General features: G+C 66.8%; 20 protein-coding genes. 6 read left to right on the forward strand and 14 right to left on the reverse strand.

What is annotated here, in order from left to right; translation table 11 throughout:
- Window positions 1-92: 92 nt before the first annotated feature.
- Together G370_RS0106175 and G370_RS0106180 are read right to left on the reverse strand one after the other, a co-directional pair.
- Entirely contained in the window at window positions 93-1265 is a 1173-nt protein-coding gene (locus G370_RS0106175; protein WP_019659809.1) for a low temperature requirement protein A, read from the reverse strand.
- 9 nt (window positions 1266-1274) lie between these two features.
- Complete coding sequence (locus tag G370_RS0106180) at window positions 1275-1541, reverse strand: hypothetical protein (protein ID WP_019659810.1); 267 nt, start codon at window positions 1539-1541, stop codon at window positions 1275-1277.
- 203 nt (window positions 1542-1744) lie between these two features.
- Here G370_RS0106180 and blaL1 point away from each other — a divergent pair, with 203 nt between their 5' ends.
- Entirely contained in the window at window positions 1745-2614 is an 870-nt protein-coding gene (blaL1, locus tag G370_RS0106185) for a L1 family subclass B3 metallo-beta-lactamase (protein WP_019659811.1), read from the forward strand.
- 116 nt (window positions 2615-2730) lie between these two features.
- On the opposite strand, the gene G370_RS01000000120745 is transcribed toward blaL1, so the two are convergent.
- Complete coding sequence (locus G370_RS01000000120745; RefSeq protein ID WP_019659812.1) at window positions 2731-3267, reverse strand: DUF411 domain-containing protein; 537 nt, start codon at window positions 3265-3267, stop codon at window positions 2731-2733.
- A 632-nt stretch (window positions 3268-3899) separates the two neighbouring features.
- On the opposite strand from G370_RS01000000120745, the gene G370_RS0106195 reads away from it, so the two are divergent.
- Window positions 3900-4916, forward strand: coding sequence for a DUF4034 domain-containing protein (locus G370_RS0106195; RefSeq protein WP_233652783.1), 1017 nt, complete (start codon window positions 3900-3902; stop codon window positions 4914-4916).
- Between the two features lie 18 nt (window positions 4917-4934).
- On the opposite strand, the gene G370_RS0106200 is transcribed toward G370_RS0106195, so the two are convergent.
- On the reverse strand, window positions 4935-7217 hold the full coding sequence (locus tag G370_RS0106200) for an FdhF/YdeP family oxidoreductase (RefSeq protein ID WP_019659814.1): 2283 nt from the start codon (window positions 7215-7217) through the stop codon (window positions 4935-4937).
- Between the two features lie 244 nt (window positions 7218-7461).
- Between G370_RS0106200 and fdhD the strand changes: the two genes are divergently transcribed.
- Window positions 7462-8310 carry a formate dehydrogenase accessory sulfurtransferase FdhD gene (gene fdhD, locus G370_RS0106205; RefSeq protein WP_019659815.1) on the forward strand — a complete coding sequence of 283 codons (849 nt, stop codon included), beginning with the start codon at window positions 7462-7464 and terminating at the stop codon, window positions 8308-8310.
- Window positions 8311-8349: 39 nt separating this feature from the next.
- Here fdhD and G370_RS0106210 read toward each other — a convergent pair whose 3' ends face one another.
- Window positions 8350-8886, reverse strand: a complete 537-nt coding sequence (locus tag G370_RS0106210; RefSeq protein WP_019659816.1) for a carboxymuconolactone decarboxylase family protein — start codon at window positions 8884-8886, stop codon at window positions 8350-8352.
- 106 nt (window positions 8887-8992) lie between these two features.
- Here G370_RS0106210 and G370_RS0106215 point away from each other — a divergent pair, with 106 nt between their 5' ends.
- Window positions 8993-9889, forward strand: coding sequence for an AraC family transcriptional regulator (locus tag G370_RS0106215; RefSeq protein ID WP_019659817.1), 897 nt, complete (start codon window positions 8993-8995; stop codon window positions 9887-9889).
- Window positions 9890-9968: 79 nt separating this feature from the next.
- Here the strand turns inward: G370_RS0106215 and G370_RS0106220 are convergent, their stop codons facing one another.
- The 8 genes from G370_RS0106220 to G370_RS0106255 all read right to left on the reverse strand — a co-directional run bounded on the left by G370_RS0106220 (window position 9969) and on the right by G370_RS0106255 (window position 16602).
- Window positions 9969-10532 carry a TetR/AcrR family transcriptional regulator gene (locus G370_RS0106220; RefSeq protein ID WP_019659818.1) on the reverse strand — a complete coding sequence of 188 codons (564 nt, stop codon included), beginning with the start codon at window positions 10530-10532 and terminating at the stop codon, window positions 9969-9971.
- Window positions 10533-10536: 4 nt separating this feature from the next.
- On the reverse strand, window positions 10537-12069 hold the full coding sequence (locus G370_RS0106225; RefSeq protein WP_019659819.1) for an MFS transporter: 1533 nt from the start codon (window positions 12067-12069) through the stop codon (window positions 10537-10539).
- A 151-nt stretch (window positions 12070-12220) separates the two neighbouring features.
- A complete protein-coding gene (locus G370_RS0106230; protein WP_026347001.1) occupies window positions 12221-12967 on the reverse strand; it encodes a hypothetical protein in 747 nt (248 codons plus the stop codon).
- Window positions 12967-13587, reverse strand: a complete 621-nt coding sequence (locus tag G370_RS0106235; protein ID WP_019659821.1) for a DUF3299 domain-containing protein — start codon at window positions 13585-13587, stop codon at window positions 12967-12969. The genes G370_RS0106230 and G370_RS0106235 overlap by 1 nt, the downstream gene beginning before the upstream one ends.
- A complete protein-coding gene (locus G370_RS0106240; protein WP_019659822.1) occupies window positions 13577-14128 on the reverse strand; it encodes a DUF3299 domain-containing protein in 552 nt (183 codons plus the stop codon). The genes G370_RS0106235 and G370_RS0106240 overlap by 11 nt, the downstream gene beginning before the upstream one ends.
- A 2-nt stretch (window positions 14129-14130) precedes the next feature.
- Window positions 14131-15384, reverse strand: coding sequence for an ABC transporter permease (locus G370_RS0106245; protein ID WP_019659823.1), 1254 nt, complete (start codon window positions 15382-15384; stop codon window positions 14131-14133).
- The gene (locus tag G370_RS0106250; protein ID WP_019659824.1) at window positions 15377-16072 is read right to left on the reverse strand and encodes an ATP-binding cassette domain-containing protein; all 696 of its coding nucleotides are present in this window, start codon (window positions 16070-16072) and stop codon (window positions 15377-15379) included. The genes G370_RS0106245 and G370_RS0106250 overlap by 8 nt, the downstream gene beginning before the upstream one ends.
- Window positions 16069-16602, reverse strand: a complete 534-nt coding sequence (locus G370_RS0106255) for a ZrgA family zinc uptake protein (RefSeq protein ID WP_019659825.1) — start codon at window positions 16600-16602, stop codon at window positions 16069-16071. Before G370_RS0106255 ends, G370_RS0106250 begins: the two co-directional genes overlap by 4 nt.
- A gap of 32 nt (window positions 16603-16634) precedes the next feature.
- Between G370_RS0106255 and G370_RS0106260 the strand changes: the two genes are divergently transcribed.
- Window positions 16635-17108 carry a MerC domain-containing protein gene (locus tag G370_RS0106260; protein WP_019659826.1) on the forward strand — a complete coding sequence of 158 codons (474 nt, stop codon included), beginning with the start codon at window positions 16635-16637 and terminating at the stop codon, window positions 17106-17108.
- A 154-nt stretch (window positions 17109-17262) separates the two neighbouring features.
- Here G370_RS0106260 and G370_RS0106265 read toward each other — a convergent pair whose 3' ends face one another.
- Window positions 17263-18165 carry a LysR substrate-binding domain-containing protein gene (locus G370_RS0106265; protein WP_019659827.1) on the reverse strand — a complete coding sequence of 301 codons (903 nt, stop codon included), beginning with the start codon at window positions 18163-18165 and terminating at the stop codon, window positions 17263-17265.
- 118 nt (window positions 18166-18283) lie between these two features.
- Here G370_RS0106265 and dkgB point away from each other — a divergent pair, with 118 nt between their 5' ends.
- The gene (dkgB, locus tag G370_RS0106275; RefSeq protein WP_019659828.1) at window positions 18284-19087 is read left to right on the forward strand and encodes a 2,5-didehydrogluconate reductase DkgB; all 804 of its coding nucleotides are present in this window, start codon (window positions 18284-18286) and stop codon (window positions 19085-19087) included.
- The last annotated feature ends 6 nt before the right edge of the window (window positions 19088-19093 follow it).

A 19093-nucleotide genomic window follows, 5' to 3' on the forward strand; every position in this document is an offset into this window, starting at 1 on the left:
ACTTCTTGTGCAGCGGTGCTGAAGTCGAGTGTCAATCGACTGCTCAGCGCTTGCGCTCGATGGCGGCTGGAGCGCTTTGCTGACGCAACGGATCACGCCCGCTGCAGGCGACGCTTCAACCGCGTATCCATCAACCCCACGGCCAGCAGCACCGCACTGGTCAGCCAACCGGCGGCCAGCAGATGGCTGTGCGGCAAGACCGCGCCCAACACGACCAGCGCCATGGCACCGAACAGATGCGAATACGGGGCGCGCCCGTACACAACGCGCTTGTAGAGGGCGCTGCCAAGCAGGTAGATCAACGGCCCGGCGGCCAGCACCGCTGCATATACCGGCGTCACCGCCGCTTCCGGGTGATCCATCACCAGGTCGTTGCCCACCGCGGTGGCGATGATGCCGGCGATCAGCAATGCATGCACATAATGGAAGTTGGCCCCCATCCGTCCAGGGTCTTCCGCGTGGGTGATGGCCTCTGTGGCATCGTGGCTGGAGATGCCAAAGTACAGCCACCACATCGCAATCGTGCCGGCGAAGGTGGCCAGCACCGCCGATACCACTTCAAGGCCCCAGTGCTCGACGTCGCTGAGCACACCCCCGGTGGCCAGCAACGTCTCACCCAGTGCGACGATGACGAACAGCTGGCAGCGTTCGGCCAGGTGACCCCCCTCAATGGTCCAGTCGCGAGTGTGCGAACGACCCATGCCCGGGAACGCGAAGCCAAACATCGGCGAGATGTATTCGCAGGCCACCGCCATCGCCCACAGTGCCAGCCGCAGGTGGCCCTCGGCCGCCGCGCCGGCCAGCCAGAAGCAGGCCGACACGCTGACCCAGGCCAGCATGCGGCGGAAGTTCGGCGCCAACGGATGGTTACGGCCGACCTCCAGCAACACGAACGCGGTGCGTCCGACCTGCATCGTGGCGTACGCCCCGGCGAAGATCCACGCACGATCGGCGAATGCCTCGGGAATGGACGAGGACATCAACAACGCCAGCAGCATGGTGGCGAACATCAGGCCCCGGATGCGCGGCGCCTCCGGGTCGAACCAGTTGCTGACCCAGCACGCGTATTGCCAGCCGAGCCAGACCGCGAACCACAGCACCAGGGTCTGCAGCACGCCGGCCAGGTCCAGGTGATGCAGCAGATGGTGGCTGAGCTGGGTGACCGCGAACACGTAGACCAGGTCGAAGAACAGTTCTTCGTAGGTCACGCGGGCATGATGGCCATCGCGGTGGCGCAGCGCGGGCAGGCGCAGTCGGGTACTCATGCAACTCCTTCAGCGCGCCAGGCGCCAGTACAGGAAACCGGCCAGCAGCGCCGGCACGGCGAACACCAGCAGCAGGATCGGCAGCTCTTCGCGTACTGCGTAACCGGCCCTGCTGACCCCCACCCACATGTTGGCCACGGCCACCAGCAGCCAGGTGGCGATGAAGGCGATCAGCGCCGTGGGCAGCTGCGAGGTGCCCACGCTCCAGAGGCGGCCAAACAGCAGGAACACCCCTAGCAGGAGCACGCCACCCAGCATCACCATGAGCACATGCATGGTCCACCTCCTTGAGCCTGAAAGCAGGCTAGCCCCGGCCGATTCTGCGCTCCAGCCTGTGGAGATGGATTCACAATCCACAGCAAGCGAACAATCCCTGCATCGACTGCGGCGGAGCTTATGGCAGCCATGAATTATTCGCGAAACGGCCGGCGCGGCCCGCGTGCTAGCTTCATCGGCCCCAGTCCAGACACCTTTCTGCCATGCGCCTCTGCCTGACTACCCTCGCCCTGGCTGCCACGCTTGCCTTTGATGTCACTGCCGCCGACGAACCGCTGCCCCAGCTCCGGGCCTACACGGTGGACAGTTCATGGCTGCAGCCGATGGCACCGCTGCAGATTGCCGACCACACCTGGCAGATCGGCACCGAGGATCTGACCGCGCTACTGGTGCAGACCGCCGACGGTGCGGTGCTGCTTGACGGCGGCATGCCGCAGATGGCCGGTCACCTGCTGGACAACATGAAGCTGCGCGACGTGGCCCCGCAGGACCTGCGATTGATCCTGCTCAGCCATGCGCACGCCGACCACGCCGGCCCGGTCGCCGAGCTCAAGCGTCGCACCGGCGCGCATGTGGCGGCCAATGCAGAAACGGCGGTGCTGCTGGCGCGCGGTGGCAGCAACGACCTGCACTTTGGCGACAGCATCACCTTTCCGCCGGTCAGCCCCGACCGCATCATCATGGATGGCGAGGTGGTCAACGTGGGCGGCATCGCGTTCACCGCGCACTTCATGCCGGGACACACCCCGGGCAGCACTGCCTGGACCTGGACCGATACCCGCGATGGCAAGCCGGTGCGCATCGCCTATGCCGACAGTCTGAGCGCGCCGGGCTACCAGCTCCAGGGCAACGCCCGCTATCCCCGCCTGGTCCAGGACTACCGACGCAGCTTCGCCATGGTGCGCGGCCTGCCCTGCGACCTGTTGCTGACTCCGCATCCGGGCGCCAGCAACTGGAACTATGCTGCTGGCAGCAACGCCAGCGAGAACGTACTGAGCTGCAAAGCCTACGCGGATGCGGCCGAGAAGAAGTTCGACGCGCAGTTGGCCAAGGAAACGGCCACGGCACGCTGATCCTGTAGAGCCGAGCCCATGCTCAGCTTGCCGGCCAAACACAGCCGAGCATAGGCTCGGCTCTACACAAGACGCGTCGGAGAGTGCCGGTCAGGACGACCGGCACCCTCCGTCCATCAGCCGCCCTGGCCGTGCTGGGCAAACGGCTCGGTGCTGCCGTCGGTGCGCACCAGCTCGACGGTGTACGGCTGCACGTAGCCGTCCGGCATTTCCATGCCCGGCGAACCGGCTGGCATGCCGGGCAGCACCAGCCCGCGCGCGGCCGGGCGTTCGGCCAGCAGGCGCTTGATGTCCTCGGCCGGGATGTGACCCTCGACCACGTAACCGCCGATCTCGGCGGTATGGCAAGAGGCCTTGCCGACCGGCACGCCCAGGCGGACCTTGATTGGATTCATGTCATCGGTGTCGCGCACATCGACCTGGAAGCCGGCGGCCTTCAGGTGGTCGACCCAGATGCCGCAGCAACCGCAGCTGGCGGTCTTGTGCACGATGGCGACCGGCAAGGCTGGATCGATCTTGGCCGGGCTGGCCTGGGCCGGTGCCGGTGCTTCGCTGGCGACCGGTGCCGCGGAGGATTCTTCGGCGGCACGAGCGCAGGCGGTCGTGGCCAGCACGGTGCCCAGCAGCAGGCCGAGGGAAAGAGTACGGTTCATTGAGTGATTCCTTTGCAGAGGCGGGCAAAGCGGCCCGCCACCCACGCATTGAAGGCGCAGGTAGCGCCGAGAGAAAGTCGAACAGTCATGGCAGGCGCTTGAGGCCTGCAGGAATTCACGCGATGGGGGGACGCAACGGATCCGGCATCAACGGGGGCGCGCGTTGCTGGCTACTGGCTGGAGCGGGCGCCTCGCGCCAAAGGGAGGCTGGTGTCCCGTTCAGCGTTGCCAACATGCCCAAGCACGCCGGCGGGCATTCGCACTGGCCACTCTGGCAAGCCGCCGGACCTGCATCATCGCAACACCCCGCCGAAGCTATCCCGGCCGAGTGCGGTGCCACGCAATGGTCCTGGCTGGCCGGACCGCTGTAGGAAGACGCGGCGAGCGCCAGCGCCGGTGCATTCAGTACCAGGGCAACAAGCAGCATCCATCGCAGCAGCAGGCCAGGCAGGTTCACCCGCCGATGATAGCCGATGCACAACTGCACAGCATGGGGTGGCAGCGCCCACGCCCGCCTGGCAGCCACGCTGCCGACTTGCGCGACGGCCCCTGCTATGGCGAGATGGCGATCGTGGCCCACTGCCTTGCCATGCCCCTTTCCCTGACACGGAGTTTCTCCCATGAATGGATTCATGCGAACACTGCTTGTGATGCTGTTGTTGTCGTGCGCGACCATCGCCCACGCCGATGCATCCGGTGAAGATGAAGCAAGCGAACGCGCCGAAGTCTCCCGGCAGGCAAAGCAACTGCTGGAGAAGCAGGATTTCGCCAGACTGGAGCAACTCGCCAGTCGTTACCGGGATACGGATCGCTACTTCAGCAGCGGTGTCTGGAAGCTCTCGGCGTACTACGTTGGCATCGGCTATGCCTTCAGCATGAGCAACCGTGACCCGGCCTACTGGCAAGGTCGCGAGAAACTCGTGCAGGCATGGATCTCGCGCTACCCCAGGTCGCCGTCGGCGCGCCTGGCCATGGCTGAGATGCTCAGCCGCCAAGGCTGGAGCATCCGCGGCCCCGGCTATGCAAATACGGTGAAGGAAGAGGACTGGGCACCGTTCAAGGCGCTGCAGCAGCAGGCCGTTGACTACCTGCTGAAGTATAAGGACATCGCCAGCACGGACCCGTACTGGTACGAGTCGATGGAACACCGGGCGATCGAACAGAGTTGGGATGCAGACCGCTTCTTCGCATTGCATGACGAAGGCATCGCGCGCTATCCGGGCTACTTCCCGCTCTACTTTGCTGCCGTGCGCTATTTCGCTCCGAAGTGGGGCGGCGATCCGGCTGGCCTGGAAGCCTATGCACGCAGGGTCATGGCTGCGGCCCCACCGCAGGACCAATACATGCTGTACGCCCGTATCTACTGGGTCGCCTCGCAGCGGGAGTACGAGGACCGTTTGTTCACCGAGTCGAAAGTGAACTGGCCGACCATGAAACGCGGCTTCGAAGACGTGCTGTCACGTTATCCCTCGCCATGGAACCTGCAATCATTCGCGTACTTCGCCTGCCAGGCCAACGATCCCGTCAAGGCCCGTGAACTGCTGGCGCAGATCCAAGAACCGATCGTTGGCGCCTGGCGGGATACCGCCAACTATTTCCGTTGCTCCTTTGCGCTGGATGAACCCAATCCACATGCCGGAAGCCCATAGGACTGGATTGATCCACTGCTAGGTGACCGCCGGCATCGCCCGCATCCGCACCGGGATCGACTTGGCTGCGGGGGTGCCGCTGATCCGGTCGTGGTAATCCAGCGGCAGCAACGGGTTCAGTTCGGGGTAGTAGCCGGCCAGCGCGCCGCGCGGCATCGGGTAATCGAGCACGGTCAAGCCTTCGATGCGTCGCTGCACGCCATCACTGCTGATCGTCTCCAGGCTGACCAGCGCCTCCTTCCGCAGCCCGCGCGCCAGCCGGTCCTCGATGTTCATGAACAGCACCATGCGATCGTTGTACACGCCGCGATAGCGATCGTTGTAGCTGTAGATGGTGGTGTTGTACTGATCGTGCGAGCGCACGGTGGCCAGCCGCAGCATGTCGGGGTCGTGAACCGGATCATCCACGTCCAGGCCAGGCATCACCAGGATGTTGGCCTTGCCATTGGGCGTGGGCCAGACGCGGCGACGCGGCGGGATATCCAGATGGAAGCCGTGCGGCTGCTGGATGCGCTGGTTGAAGCCGGTGTAGATCTCCGGGTACACGGCCGCGATCAACTCACGGATGTGTGCGTAGTCGTGCATGCAGCCTGCCCAGTCGACCCTGCTCCGTGGCAGCGTGGCCATCGCCATGCGACAGACGATCTCGACCTCGGGCAACACATCGGGGCTGACCGGCTCGAGTACGCCCCGCGAGGCGGTCACATTGGACATCGCGTCTTCAATGGTGATGAACTGCTCGCCGGCCGGCGTGACGATGCGCTCCGAGCGCGCCACCACCGGCAGGATCAGCGCATCGCGGCCATGAACAAGATGCCCACGGTTGAGCTTGGTAGCGATGCCCACGGTGAGCTCCAGGCCACGCATTGCCTCATACGCACGCGGGGTATCGGGCACGGCATGGATGAAGTTGCCACCCAGGCCGATGAACACCTTGGCGCTGCCGTCCAGCATCGCCTCGATGGATTCGACCACATGGTGGCCATGCTCGCGCGGCGGGTCGAAGCCGAACACCTGCTGCACGCGGTCCAGATAGGCCGGCTTGGGCTTTTCATCGATGCCGACGGTGCGGTCGCCCTGCACATTGGAATGCCCACGGATCGGTCCGATGCCGGCGCCGGGCTTGCCGAAGTTGCCACGCAGCAACAGCAGGTTGGCGACCTGCTGCAGCAGGCGCGAGCCGTACTGGTGCTGGGTCAGCCCCATGCCGTAGCAGATCACGGTGGCCTTGGAACGGATGTAGATCTCCGCACAGCGACGGATCTGCGCCTGCGAAATGCCGGACACCTGCACGATCTGATCCCAGTCCTGCGCCATCACGTCGTCGCGCAGCGCCTCCAGGCCCACCGTGTGTTCGGCGAGGAATGCATGGTCGAGCACACGCTCACCCTGCGCCTCGCGCTCGAACATCACCTTCATCATGCCCTTGATCAGGGCCAGGTCGCCGCCGATGCGGATGTGCACGAACTCGCTGCTGATCTCTGTCGAACCGAACGTGGCCATCTGCACCACGTCCTGCGGCTCTGCGAAGCGGATCAGCGCGCGCTCGGGCATCGGGTTGACCGCCACGATCGGGATGCCGCGTTTGCGTGCCTCCACCAGGTTGCTCATCATCCGCGGCGAATTGGTGCCGGTGTTCTGGCCAATCACGAAGATGGCCTCGGCGTGATCGAAATCCTGCAGCACGATGGTGCCCTTGCCCACCCCGATGGCCGGCGGCAGCCCGCGGCTGGTCGGCTCGTGGCACATGTTCGAGCAGTCCGGGAAATTATTGGTGCCGAACTCGCGCACGAAGATCGAATACAGGAACGCCGCTTCGTTGGGCGTGCGCCCGGAGGTGTAGAACTCGGCCTGGTGAGGACTGTCCAGTGCCCGCAGGTGACGGCCGATCAGTGCGAAGGCATCGTCCCAGCTGCACGGCACATAGTGATCGGTCGCAGCGTCGTAGCGCATCGGCTCTGTCAGCCGCCCCTGCATCTCCAGCCAGTAGTCGGTCTGCGCCATCAGCTCGGTCACGGTGTGCCGGGCGAACAGCTCACGACCGGCACGGAACTGCGTGGCTTCCCAGGCCAGTGCCTTCGCGCCGTTCTCGCAGAACTCCAGCTTCCTGCGTTCGTCGGCATCGGGGAACGCACAGCTGGGGCACTTGAAGCCACCGGGCTGGTTCATCGCCAGCAGCGCCTTCGACCCCTTGCCGATCACACTCTGCTGCAGCAGCACTTTGGCGGTGGCACCAGCGGCACCCCAGCCTCCGGCCGGCTGGTTGTAGGGCTTGTAGCGCGGCGGTTTCTGCTCGGACATGTTCGGGAACCTGGCGGAAGGAACGCAACAACGAACGGCACAACGCGGTCCGGCGGTGCATTCAGTGGCACGACCAGCCGCAAAGTCAAGCACGGCCCGCGGCGCTTCGCCAGAGGGCACAGGCTGTTTTCAGCACAACCTGCCATGGCAACGGTTACAGCCGCGTCTGCGCGCGACCACTGCGCTATCCTCGAAACCGCAGGCGGTGGCCCGCCCGCGTTTCTCCCTTGTCCGGACGCGCTGCATGCCTGATTCGATCCCGCCGCACACCCCGCCTGCCGGCACCGCCGAACGCCCGTTGCAGCGCTGGCGCGGCGGCACGCAACAGCAGCAGGTCGACGTGGTGGCCGAGGAAGTGCCGGTGGCGCTGCGCTACAACGATGCCGCCTTTGCCGTGATGATGGCCACACCCTGTGATCTGGAGGACTTCGCACTCGGATTTTCGCTCAGCGAAGGCCTGATCAGCGCGCCCTCGCAGCTGCTGTCGATCGATATCCACCCACAGCTGGAAGGCATCGAGCTGCAGATGACCGTGGACGAGGCTGCGCCCGGCGCAAACCTCGACCCCGACAATGGGCGCCTGCTGCCCGGCCGTGGTGGCTGTGGCCTGTGCGGCACGCGCCAGCTGGAAGAAGTGCTGCGCCCACTGCCGCAGATCCGCGAGCGCCGCAGCTATTCCGCCACCGCCCTGCAGCGGGCGTTGGCCAGCCTGGCGCAGCACCAGCCGATGAATGCGGCAAGCGGCTCGATCCACGCCGCGGCCTGGGCCGACGCCAGTGGGCGCATCGGCTGGGTACGCGAGGACGTGGGCCGCCACAATGCACTGGACAAGCTGATCGGTGCCCTGCACCACAACGAACACGCCATCGAAGGCGGCCTGCTGGTGATTTCCAGCCGGGCCAGCTACGAGATGGTCAGCAAGGCAGTGCGCGCCGGCGCCAGCGTGCTGGCGGCGGTGTCCGCGCCGACCGCGCTGGCGATCGATCTGGCCCGCAGCGCCGGCCTGTGCCTGGTCGGGTTCGCGCGGGAAAGCGGGTTCAATGTGTATACCCATCCGGAGCGGCTGCAGGTGCACGACGGCCACGCCCGCTGAGGATGGCCGGGAGCACTGCGTCCCCCGGCCCGGTACACCTCAGCGCAGCGCGACCTTCGGGAAGTCCACCGGCACGTCGAACGCCACGTTGACGTAGTTGGTGAACAGGTTGAGCGCCACATGCGCGAGGATCTCGACGACCTGCTCATCATCGAAGCCAGCCGCGCGCAGCGCCTGCACGTCGCCGTCGGCGATCTGCGCACGCTGCTCGACCACCTTCAACGCGAAGTCGAGCGCCGCCGCAGTGGCCGGGTCGCTGGACTGGCCGATCTGCGCGGCAGCCATCTGCTCGCTGCTGGCGCCGGCCTTGCGGCCCAATGCCGTGTGCGCGGCCAGGCAGTACTCGCAGGCGTTGCGGTTGGCGATGGCCACGGCGATCTGCTCGCCCAGCAGCGGCGACAGGCGACCGCCGCCCAGCGCGCCGAACGAACCCCACATGCTCTGCAGGGCAGCCGGCGAGTTGGCCACGGCGCGGAACATGGCCGGGGTGGCGCCGAAGGCAGCGTGGACCTGGCCCAGCAGGGCCTGGCGGTCGGCGGTGGTGTTGGCGGCATCGATCAGGGGGACACGGGACATGGTGGATCTCCTTGGGAAAGCGCCCGGGATTGGACGACCCGCTCATCCTAGGTAGACTCCCTGGACGCAACATCCTCAATGCGCCACATATGTTGTCCATACGTCCATGAGCATGCGCGCCGCCACCCCTGCGCCAGATCGACTCTCCTCCCTGCTGGAACGCTTCCGGGTGCAGGCGGCCCTGTTCCACAGTGGCCCGCTGTGCGGGCAGCATGTCTTCGAGCCGCAGCCCGGTCGTGCGTTCCTGCACATCCTGCGCCAGGGTGAGATGGAAGTCCGTCATCCTGGGGGCGATAGCGCGCTGCCCCGGCTGAAGATCGACACACCCAGCCTGCTGCTGTACCCGCAGCCGCTGCACCATGTGTTCTTCAACGCGCCGCTGGTTGGCCCGGATTTCACCTGCGCCACGCTGGATTTCGATGGCGGTGCGCGCAATCCGATCGTGCAGTCGCTGCCACCGGTGATGGTGGTGCCGCTGGCCGCGATCACCGAACTGGATGACACCCTGCAGCTGCTGTTTGCCGAGGCCGATCGCCAGCGCTGCGGTTCACGGCTGCTGACCAATCGCCTGTTCGAGGTGGCGCTGATCCAGATCCTGCGCTGGGTGGTCGACCACCCGGATGCAGCCGGCGTCAGCCACGGGTTGATGCGGGGGCTGTCCGATGCGCGGCTGGCACGCGCGCTGGTGGCGATGCACCAGGCACCGCAGGACGAATGGACGCTGCCGCGCATGGCCGCGACCGCCGGCATGTCGCGCAGCGCGTTCGCGGCCGTGTTCAAGGACGTGATGCAGGCAACGCCAGCCAGCTACCTGCTGGACTGGCGGCTGAGCCTGGCCTGCGCGCAGCTGCGGGCAGGCGTGGCGGTCAAGCAGGTGGCGATCGAGGTGGGGTTTGCCGATACCGCCTCGCTGTCGAAGGCGTTCCGCAAGCGATTGGGGGTATCGCCCAGGGCGTGGCTGGCCGCGAGCGCCGCGCAGGCTGGGCAGACGCGCGCGCGGTAGAGTCGACTGTCAGTCGACTAGCGCGCGAAGCGCGGGGTTTTCGTTGTCTGAGCGAAGAGCAGTCGACTGACAGTCGACTCTACAAGTGCGGTGATCCGTCAGACTTCGCCAACAGCCCGGCGATGCGCTCGGCAACACGGGCGCGCACGCCTGCATCCAGCTGGCCCTGGTACATCGCCTCGTAGATCCACAGGCCATCGGCAGCCAGCCGCGCCACGAAATTGTCGAGCGCTGCGCTGTCTTCCGCTGTACCCGCCTCCGGCGGCAGCGGTGCCCAGCGACGCACCGCCGGTCCCCACGGGCGCTCTTCGGCGTCCGGGTCGGCCGATTCGAGCATGAACATCAGCTCGGCACGGGTGGCGCTCTGGGCAGACACGCGCACGAAGGTCTGGTAACGCTCCAACGCAGTGGCCTGCTCGGCGGTCTTGCCCAGCAATGCTTCCATCGACGTCTCCCAGGCCTGTACCAGGTGTTCGTCGATCCCCCGCAGCAGTGCCTCGCGGGACGGGAAGTGATACAGCAGGCCACCACGTGTCAGCTGGGCCTCGGCCGCCACCGACTCGAAGGTCACCGCGCGCACGCCGTCACGATTGATCACGTTGACGGCGGCGTCGAGAATGCGATCGCGCTTGCTGGTTCTCATCGCTTCATTTTACGCGATCGGCCGCGCCCTCGCGGCTGCCGACGCGGCCGCGCAGCAGGCGCGCGATGATCGCCGCACCCAGCGCCAGCACCGCCGTGATCACCAGCAGCACGATCTGGTAGCCACGGTCATACGCGGCCGCAGCCAGTGCGAACCACTCGCCCTGCCCGCTCTCGCGCGCGGCATGCAGCGCCTGGGTGAAACCCTCGCGGGCAAGCGCGGGCATATCGGCCGAGACCGGCAGGAACGCGCTGTACATTGCGGCACTCAAGCTGCCCAGCATCGCCACCGCCAGCAGGCCACCGAACTCATAGGACACTTCTTCCACCGACGAGGCCATGCCCGCACGGTGCGCCGGCACGTTGTTGAGGATGGCGGTGGACGCCACCGAGATGGCCGAACCCATACCGAAGCCGGTGATGGCCATGCCAGCCACCACCCAACCAAGGCCGTGCAGGAAGCCGAACGCCACCACGCCGACGCCCAGCGCACCTGCGGCCAGGCCACCACAGATCAGCGGGCGCAGGCCAACCCGGTGCAGGATGCTGCCGCCGAGCAGCGCACTGGGCAGGCTGCCCAGTGCCGCCACCGACACCAGCAGGCCCGCCTGCAGCGGCGTGAAACCTGCCACCAGCTGGAAGCGCTGCGTGGTGACCAACTGCAGGCCGGCCATCGCGAACAGGGTGAACACCGCCGACAGCGTGCCGGCCAGGAACGCCGGATTACGGAAGATCGCAAAGTCCAGCAGCGGGTACGGCAGCTGCTGCTGGCGGCGTGCGAACACCGCACCGCTGATGACGGCCAACACCAGCGCGGCTGCGCCCAGCGCATATGAGGGCGGCGTGGCGATCAGCGACTTGATCGCCAGCACCAAGCCGGACAGTGCAGCCAATGCCAGCACTGACGACACCAGGTCCCATGGCCGCGAGGTGTCGCGCTGTCCTTCCGGCGCCAGCAGCAGCGTGGCCACGAACGCGACCACCACCACCGGCACGTTGATCAGGAACACCGAGCCCCACCAGAAGTGCTGCAGCAGCCAGCCGCCAATGATCGGGCCGAGCGCCGCACCGACGATGGCGACCGAACCCCAGATCGCGATGGCGATGTTGCGTTCGCGTTCTTCGTGGAAGCTCAGTCCGATCAACGCCAACGTGGCCGGCATCATCGCTGCGGCACCGATCGCCAGGAATGCACGCGCGGCAATCAGCTGCGTTGCGGTGTCAGCGAACGCCGCTGCCAGCGAGGCGACGCCGAACACCACCAGGCCGATCAGGAACATGCGCCGGTGACCGATGCGGTCGCCCAGCGTGCCCGCACCCAGCAGCAGGCCGGCCATCACCAGCGGATAGGCGTTGATGATCCACAGCGCCTGGCCGGCACTGGCCGAGAGTTCTTCGGTAAGGGTGGGCAGCGCAGTGTAGAGCACGGAGTTGTCGAGCGTGACCAGCAGCAGGCCGGCGGCGACGGTGAACAACAGCGCCCAGCGACGGGCACGCGACAGGGCCGGCGCACCGGCCAAGGGCTGGGACAAAGCCATGGGAGAACCTGATCGGGGGTGGAATACGGCCATAACTATACAGGATGTCCTGTATAGTTATGAAAACAGCGCCACCAATTCAGATTGGGGCCCGGGCAATGTTCATGTTGTCGTGCCCCTCATGCCGGGTCGTGCCCGGTGTCAGGGATCATCACCGGCAATCTTCCGGCAGTGCGGCAATCGCCGATACCACCACCGCCTGCATGCCCTTCCCCACGGCCATGTCCAGTTCCCCGCCAGTTCCCCCATGCTGGCGCCGCAGCTCGTCCTCGCACAGGCCGCGCACCCGCGCACGGGCATTCGCGCGCAGGCTGCTGCACCGCCAGTCGGCGCCACCCAGCGGCAGCACCGAATACACCACGCTGTTGCAGGCGTTGCCGGCACGCTGCTGCAGCGACAGTCCACCAAAATCCCGCGGTTCGCTGCTGCGTTGCGGGTCGAAGTAGCTGTCCGGAAACGTGCGCGCATACTGTTCGATGTCCACGGCCATGCTGCGCCCAACGGCCAACGGCATCTGCAGCGGCTGCCCGCACGGCGTCGCATCGGCGCGGTGCTGGATGTACTGGTAGATCGGCCGGTCCAGCGATGGGTCCTGCTGGGTCACCGCGCTGACTGCCGCCAGCACCGGCAGCGATGCACGATTGGCCATGCGCGCCAGCAGCCCCGCCTGCGCCGGCTGGCAGCGGTCGCGCAATGTTGCTGCGAGCAGGAAGAGCACGTCGTTGCGAAACGCGGGGTCATCACCCAGACGCTGTTCGATACGCTGGCTGGCATCGGACGCCGGTGCCGGAAACGCGACCGCAGGCGGCGCGGTGGGTGCGCGCTGCCGCTGCCACCACACCAGCAGCACCACCGCGCCCAGCAGCACCCCGGTAGCCATGGGCCATCGCCTGCGCATCAGTTGCGGATCGCCGTCAGCGTGGCTGCCGCGGCATCGTAGGACGCGCTGGCGATGTCCGCGTCGAAACGCTTCACCTGCAGGCGGCCGGCAAGCCGGTACGGATCCCACAGATCGCCCAGCGCGATCGGTGTCGCCAGGGTCGCGTGGATGATCTGGTTGGGTGGCGGCGGCGGCACATGGATACACGCGCCGTAGAACGGCACGAACAGCAGTTCATCGACCAGGCCGGCATCGTTGGTGCCGAGCGGCACCACGTAGCCATCCAGATCCACCGCGCGACCGTCGACAGCGTCGACCACGCGCGAGGAGCCGAACTGCTTGGCCCGGTCCGGGCTGGAATGGTCGATCTCCAGCCCCGGTGGCGTGCCCGAGCCGGTGTCGTCGATCAGGCCACCCTCGCCCTCCATGCCATTGCGTGACAGGCCGATCTGCGGGGGTGGGCGCTGGTAGCTCACTTCGTCGGGTCGCAACGCGTCCCAACGGTCGATGGGGGCTTCGGCCGTGGCGGAGGGCGCCGGCTTGTCCTGCGGCCCGACCACCAAGGCATCGCCGCCCGGCGCCGTACAGCCTGCCAACCACAGGCATCCCACCGCCAGCAACAGGTGACTACGGTTCATAGGGCCTCAGCTGTGCGTCACGCATGGTGTAGGCCGAACCGGCCAGATCGTCATCCAAGCGTTCGGCGCGCAGGGTGCCGGCCAGGAAGAACGGTGAGTACATGTCCGGCATCTCGATCGGGCGCGGCAGCACTACGTGCACGATCTGGTTCGGTGGTGGTGGTGGCACGTGGATGCAGGCGCCGTAGTACGGCACGAACAGGAATTCGGTCAGCCGCCCGTCCTGCGCGTTGGCCAGTGGCACCACGTAACCCGGCAGGCGCACCGGCCGCTGCAGGACCGTGTCCACCGTGCGGAAGGTACCGAACTGCGGCATGCGCCGGTTGCCGCTGTGCTCGACCTCCGGGCCCTCGCCCCGCTCCAGCGCGGCCAGCTCGTCCTTGGGCATCATCTGCAACCAGTCCAGCTCCTGCTCCACAGCGCCTGCAGGGTCATCGCGGTCGACGACCGGCGAGGGTGGCAAGGCCTGTACGCCGGTATCCACCGGCCGCTCACAGGCGGCCAGCGCCAGCACCATTGCCACTACCCGCATCCATCGCATGCTCAGCCTCCCGGTGAAAGGCCATCGGCCAAGGTGCGCCGGTAAGCGAGCAACGCCGGGACCAGCCCGGCTACGGCGCTGATCAGCAGCACGCCCGCAGCCCATGCCAGTTCACGGCCATCCGGCCAGACATGGGTGATCGACAGACCGAAGGTGGCCAGTACCCAGCCGCGCCCGGCAATGCTGGCGACCACCAGCAGCGACAGGGCCAGCACGCTGGCCACCGCACTGGTCGCCACCGCTTCCACCACGAGCAGGCCAGCGATGTAGCCCGGTCGCGCACCGGTGGCACGCAGGATGGCCATCTCGCGCCGCCGCTCCTGCAGGGTGGAGACCAGCAGCGCCACCAGCGAGACCATGCCCAGCAGCACCACCATTGCACTGATCAGCTGCAGGGCTCGCTCGGCGGTGCCCAGCGACTGCCACAGCTGCTGTAGGGTCACGCCGGGCAGGATCGCCAGCATCGCCTCGTCCGGATACTCGTTGATCCTGCGCTCTACCGAGAACGTGGAGATGCGCGAGTTCAGGCCGAGCATGAAGGCGGTGATGCTGGTCGGGGTCAGGTCCAGGTGGCGCGCCTGCTCGGCGCTGACGCTCTGGCTGCGCAGCTGCACGCCCGATCGCCAGTCAACATGGATCGCCTCGATGGCCGGCAGCGAGACCAGCAGCGACGAATCCACCGGCGTGCCTGTGCGCTGCAGGATGCCGGCAACGCGGAACGGCTTGTCGGCATGCGTGGCCAGCGTGACCGCGCCGGTGCCGTGCGCCAGCACGATCTCGTCGCCGAGGCCGACCTTCTGCGCGCGAGCCACCTCCGCGCCGATCACCGCGTCATACAGATCATCGAAGGGCCGCCCCTGTGCAAAGGCCAGCGCGTGGCCGGAACCATAACGATAGTGTTCAAAGTAGCCGCCAGTGGTACCCACTACCCGGTAGCCGCGCCAGGAATCGCCCAGCGACAACGGCACCGACCACTTCACCTGCGGCAATGCGGACAGCTCCTGGTAGGACTGCCAGGACACGTTGTTGGTCGGGTCGCCGATATGGAACACCGAATACAGCAGCAGGTTCACCGGTCCCGAACGCGCACCGACGATCAGATCGGTGCCCGATACGGTGCTGGCAAACCCCTCGTGCGCCTGCGTGCGTACACGCTCGACGCCCAGCAGCAGCACCACGCTGAGGGTGATGACCAGCACGGTCAGGCCCACGCTCAACGCGCGGCTGCGCAGGCTGGCCCAGGCAAGCTCAAGCATGGCCGGCACCTGCCTGGTTGATCTCGGTCAGTGAAATGGTGCGATCGAACAACGGCTGCAGGCTGTCGTCATGGCTGACCACCAGCACCGTGGTGCCGGCCGCCTGGCACTGCGCGGACATCAGCTGCAGGAAGGCGCTCGCCGCTTCGCGGTCGAGCGCCGAGGTGGGCTCATCGGCCAGCAGCAACGTCGGACGGCCGATCAGGGCGCGCGCTGCCGCCACGCGTTGTTGCTGGCCAACACTGAGCGTACCCGCCCGCCGCTGCATCAGCTCAGGATTGAGCTGCAGGGCCTGCAGCAGGCGGGCGATCTCGGCATCCAGCGGCCCGCTGATGCGTGCGCTGCGCAGGCGCGAGAAGCGCAGGCCCAGCGCGATGTTGTCGCGCACGGTGAGGAACGGCAGCAGATTGAACTGCTGGAAGATCACGCCCAACTGGTCGGCACGGAAACGATCCCGCGCCGCACCCCCCATGTCCTGCAGTGCGTGGCCGGCCACCTCGACACGGCCCTTGCCGGGCAGCAGCACGCCCGCCAGCAGGCCCAGCAGGGTGCTTTTGCCGCCACCGCTGATTCCGCGCAGCAACACGCTGCTGCCCTGCTCGACCCACAACCGCGGGATGTCCAGCACCAGCCGCGTGCCGTAGCCGAACTGCACGTCTTCCAGCGAGATCACCGGTGCCGCGCTCACGGTGCCAGCACCACGCGCAGGTTGTCGGGCGTCAGCACACTGCGGTTTTGACCATTGGCGGTTGCGCTGTTGACGATGACTTCGTGCAGGCCCGGGAAAAGTACGGGCAGGCGCACGACGATGGCGCGCAGCGCGGCAGGTTTGGCACAGTGGTACTGCAGCGTTGCGCTGAAACCTGCGTGCCGGTGCTGTCCCGGCGGCGGCGCGGTGGCCGTCGCGCCGAAGCCCTCCGCATCGGCTTTACTGGTGGCCAGACGGCAGCCCGCAGCGGTGGGCAAGGTGACCCAGTTGCCGCCCTTCAGCAATGACGTCGCCCGTGCCAGCGCGGCCTGCTCGGCTGCATTGGCCGGCGGCCGCTCGTAATCGAGGATGCCGATGCCGGGGGCCTGAAGGGCGAATTCCAGGGTTTGCTGGTCAAGCGCAACATCCACTGTCGCCTGGCCATGCACATGCGGTGCGTGCTGGCGGATGTCGTGGGCCTGCGCGGCGCTGGCAGCCAGCAGCAGGAAAAGAGCAGCGGGAAGCTTCATGGGAAAGACTCCAATTGTTACTATGTAACATTATGGACCACATTCCCACGACCCCCGCAAGGGCCCTGGCCCAGCCGCCAACTTCGGCACGCTGGCACCCCCGCTTCGATCTTGCCGGTGCCTGGCTGTCCCTGGCCTGCGCCGCCCACTGCATCGCCCTGCCCCTGCTGCTGGCCTTCGTGCCGGCAGCGATGATGGCGCTGCGCTCGTTCCAGCATCCCGGCCATGGCGCGATGACATTGCTGCTGATGATGTCGCGCTGGGAGTGGCTGTTCGCGCTGCTGGCCTCCTCGCTGGCCTTGGCGAGCACCTCGGCCGGGGTGCACCGGCACGGGCGCTGGCAGCCCCTGCGGCTGGCCTGCGCCGGCGCCATCCTGCTGCTGTCGGCCTCTCTGTATCTGCCGCTGAAGGAATCGCTGCTCTGGCATGGCGTAGTGACAGCCAGTGGTGGCGCGCTGCTGGCGTTCGCTCACATCGGCAATCGGCGCGCGCTGCGCAACCGCTAACACCGACCGCAGGTCGGTTGGAACACGCCATCCACGCATGGCGTGGATCTACCGATGCGCTCGACGCAGCCAACGGTAGTGCCGGGCCGCTGGCCGGCAGCTGCGGTGATCCGGCAGGTGGGGAAAGCCGGCCAGCGGCCGGCTCTACCCTTCTCTATTCGTCGAACGGTCGCTGTCCCAGCGTCTGCGTCACGTGGTCGACGAAGCACGTGATGCGCGCGGCCAGCGCGGTGTTGCGGTAGTACACCGCATTGATCGGCTGCCGCACCTCCTGCGTCTGCTTGGCGAACAGCTGCACCAGGCGGCCCTCACGCCGATCCTGGCGGGTCAGGAAATCAGACAGGCAGGCGATGCCCAGCCCGGCCACCGCCATCTGCCGCAGCGTCTCGCCACTGGACGAAGCGATCGCCGGCGCGATCACGAAAGGCCCGCCATCGGCATCGTGCAGCGGCCACTCGTTCAATGAACTGGGCTGGGTAAATCCCAGCAGATCGTGCTTGCGCAGCTGCTCCACGCGTGTCGGCGTGCCATGCCGTCGCAGGTACTCGGGACTGGCGACGACGCGGATGCGGCTGTGGCCGATCGGCCGCGCATGCAGGGTGGAATCGCGCAGCACGCCGATGCGGAACGCCACGTCGGTGCGCTTCTCGATCAGGTCGGTGATGCCCTCGTTGGAATTCAGCTCCAGCTCGACCTGCGGGTAGCGCTCGCGGAAGCCCTCCAGCAACGGCACGATCACATGCAGCATGAACGGCGTGGCGGCGTCCACGCGCAGGCGCCCGACCGGCTGCAGCCGCCGCGCGGCCATCTGTTCCTCGGCCTCGTCCACCGTGGCCAGGATCGTGCGCGCGTACTCCAGGAACGCCGCGCCTTCCTCGGTCAGCTCCAGCCGCCGCGTGGTCCGCCGCAGCAGCGTGGTCTGCAGCTTGTCTTCCAGCCGCGCCAGGGTGCGGCTGGTGGCGGAGATGGTCAGCTCCAGCGCCTCGGCCGCCGCCGTGATCGAACCACTGTCGACCACGGCCACGAAGGCCTTCAGCTCATCCAGGTTGGTTTTCATTTTTTACCTCGGCGCAAAAGCGTTTCCCGTATACACAGCTTAATCAACAAATGTAAAGCGCCCACACTTCGCCCTGTCCCGAGCCCACCGGCTCTCAACGAAGTCCCTGGAGTCCATCATGAGCCTTCCTTCCTTTGGCGTCGGCACCTTCCGCCTGACCGACCAGACCGTCATCGACTCGGTGCGCAACGCCCTTGAGGTCGGCTACCGTGCGATCGATACCGCGCAGATCTATGGCAACGAAGCCGAAGTCGGCCAGGCCATCGCCGAATCCGGCGTCCCACGCGACCAGCTGTTCCTGACCACCAAGATCTGGGTGGACAACTACGCCGCCGACAAGCTGATCCCGAGCCTGCGCGACAGCCTGGCCAAGCTGCGCACCGACTATGTCGACCTGCTGCTGATCCACTGGCCGGCGCCGGGCAATGGCGTTGAACTGCGCGAGTACATGACCGCGCTGGCCGACGCCAAGACGCTGGGCCTGACCCGCCAGATCGGTGTGTCCAACTTCAACATCGAGCTGACCCGGCAGGCCATCGAGGTGGTCGGTGCCGGCGAGATCGCCACCAACCAGATCGAACTGAGCCCCTACCTGCAGAACCCGGCACTGACCACCTTCCTGCAGGACCAGGGCATCACCGTGACCTCCTACATGACCCTGGCCTACGGCAAGGTGCTGAAGGATCCGGTGCTGGCCACCATCGCCGGCAAGCACCAGGCCACCGTGGCCCAGGTTGCGCTGGCGTGGGCGCTGCAGCGCGGTTACTCGGTCATCCCGTCCTCGACCAAGCGCGAGAACCTGGCCAGCAACCTGCTCGCCCAGGACCTGCGCCTGGATGCCGATGACATGGCCGCGATCGCCGCGCTTGACCGCAACGGCCGCGACGTCGATCCGCCGGGCCTGGCCCCGGCCTGGGACTGAGGCGCC

Source organism: Stenotrophomonas hibiscicola ATCC 19867 (assembly GCF_000382065.1).
Classification (GTDB): Bacteria; Pseudomonadota; Gammaproteobacteria; order Xanthomonadales; family Xanthomonadaceae; genus Stenotrophomonas; species Stenotrophomonas hibiscicola.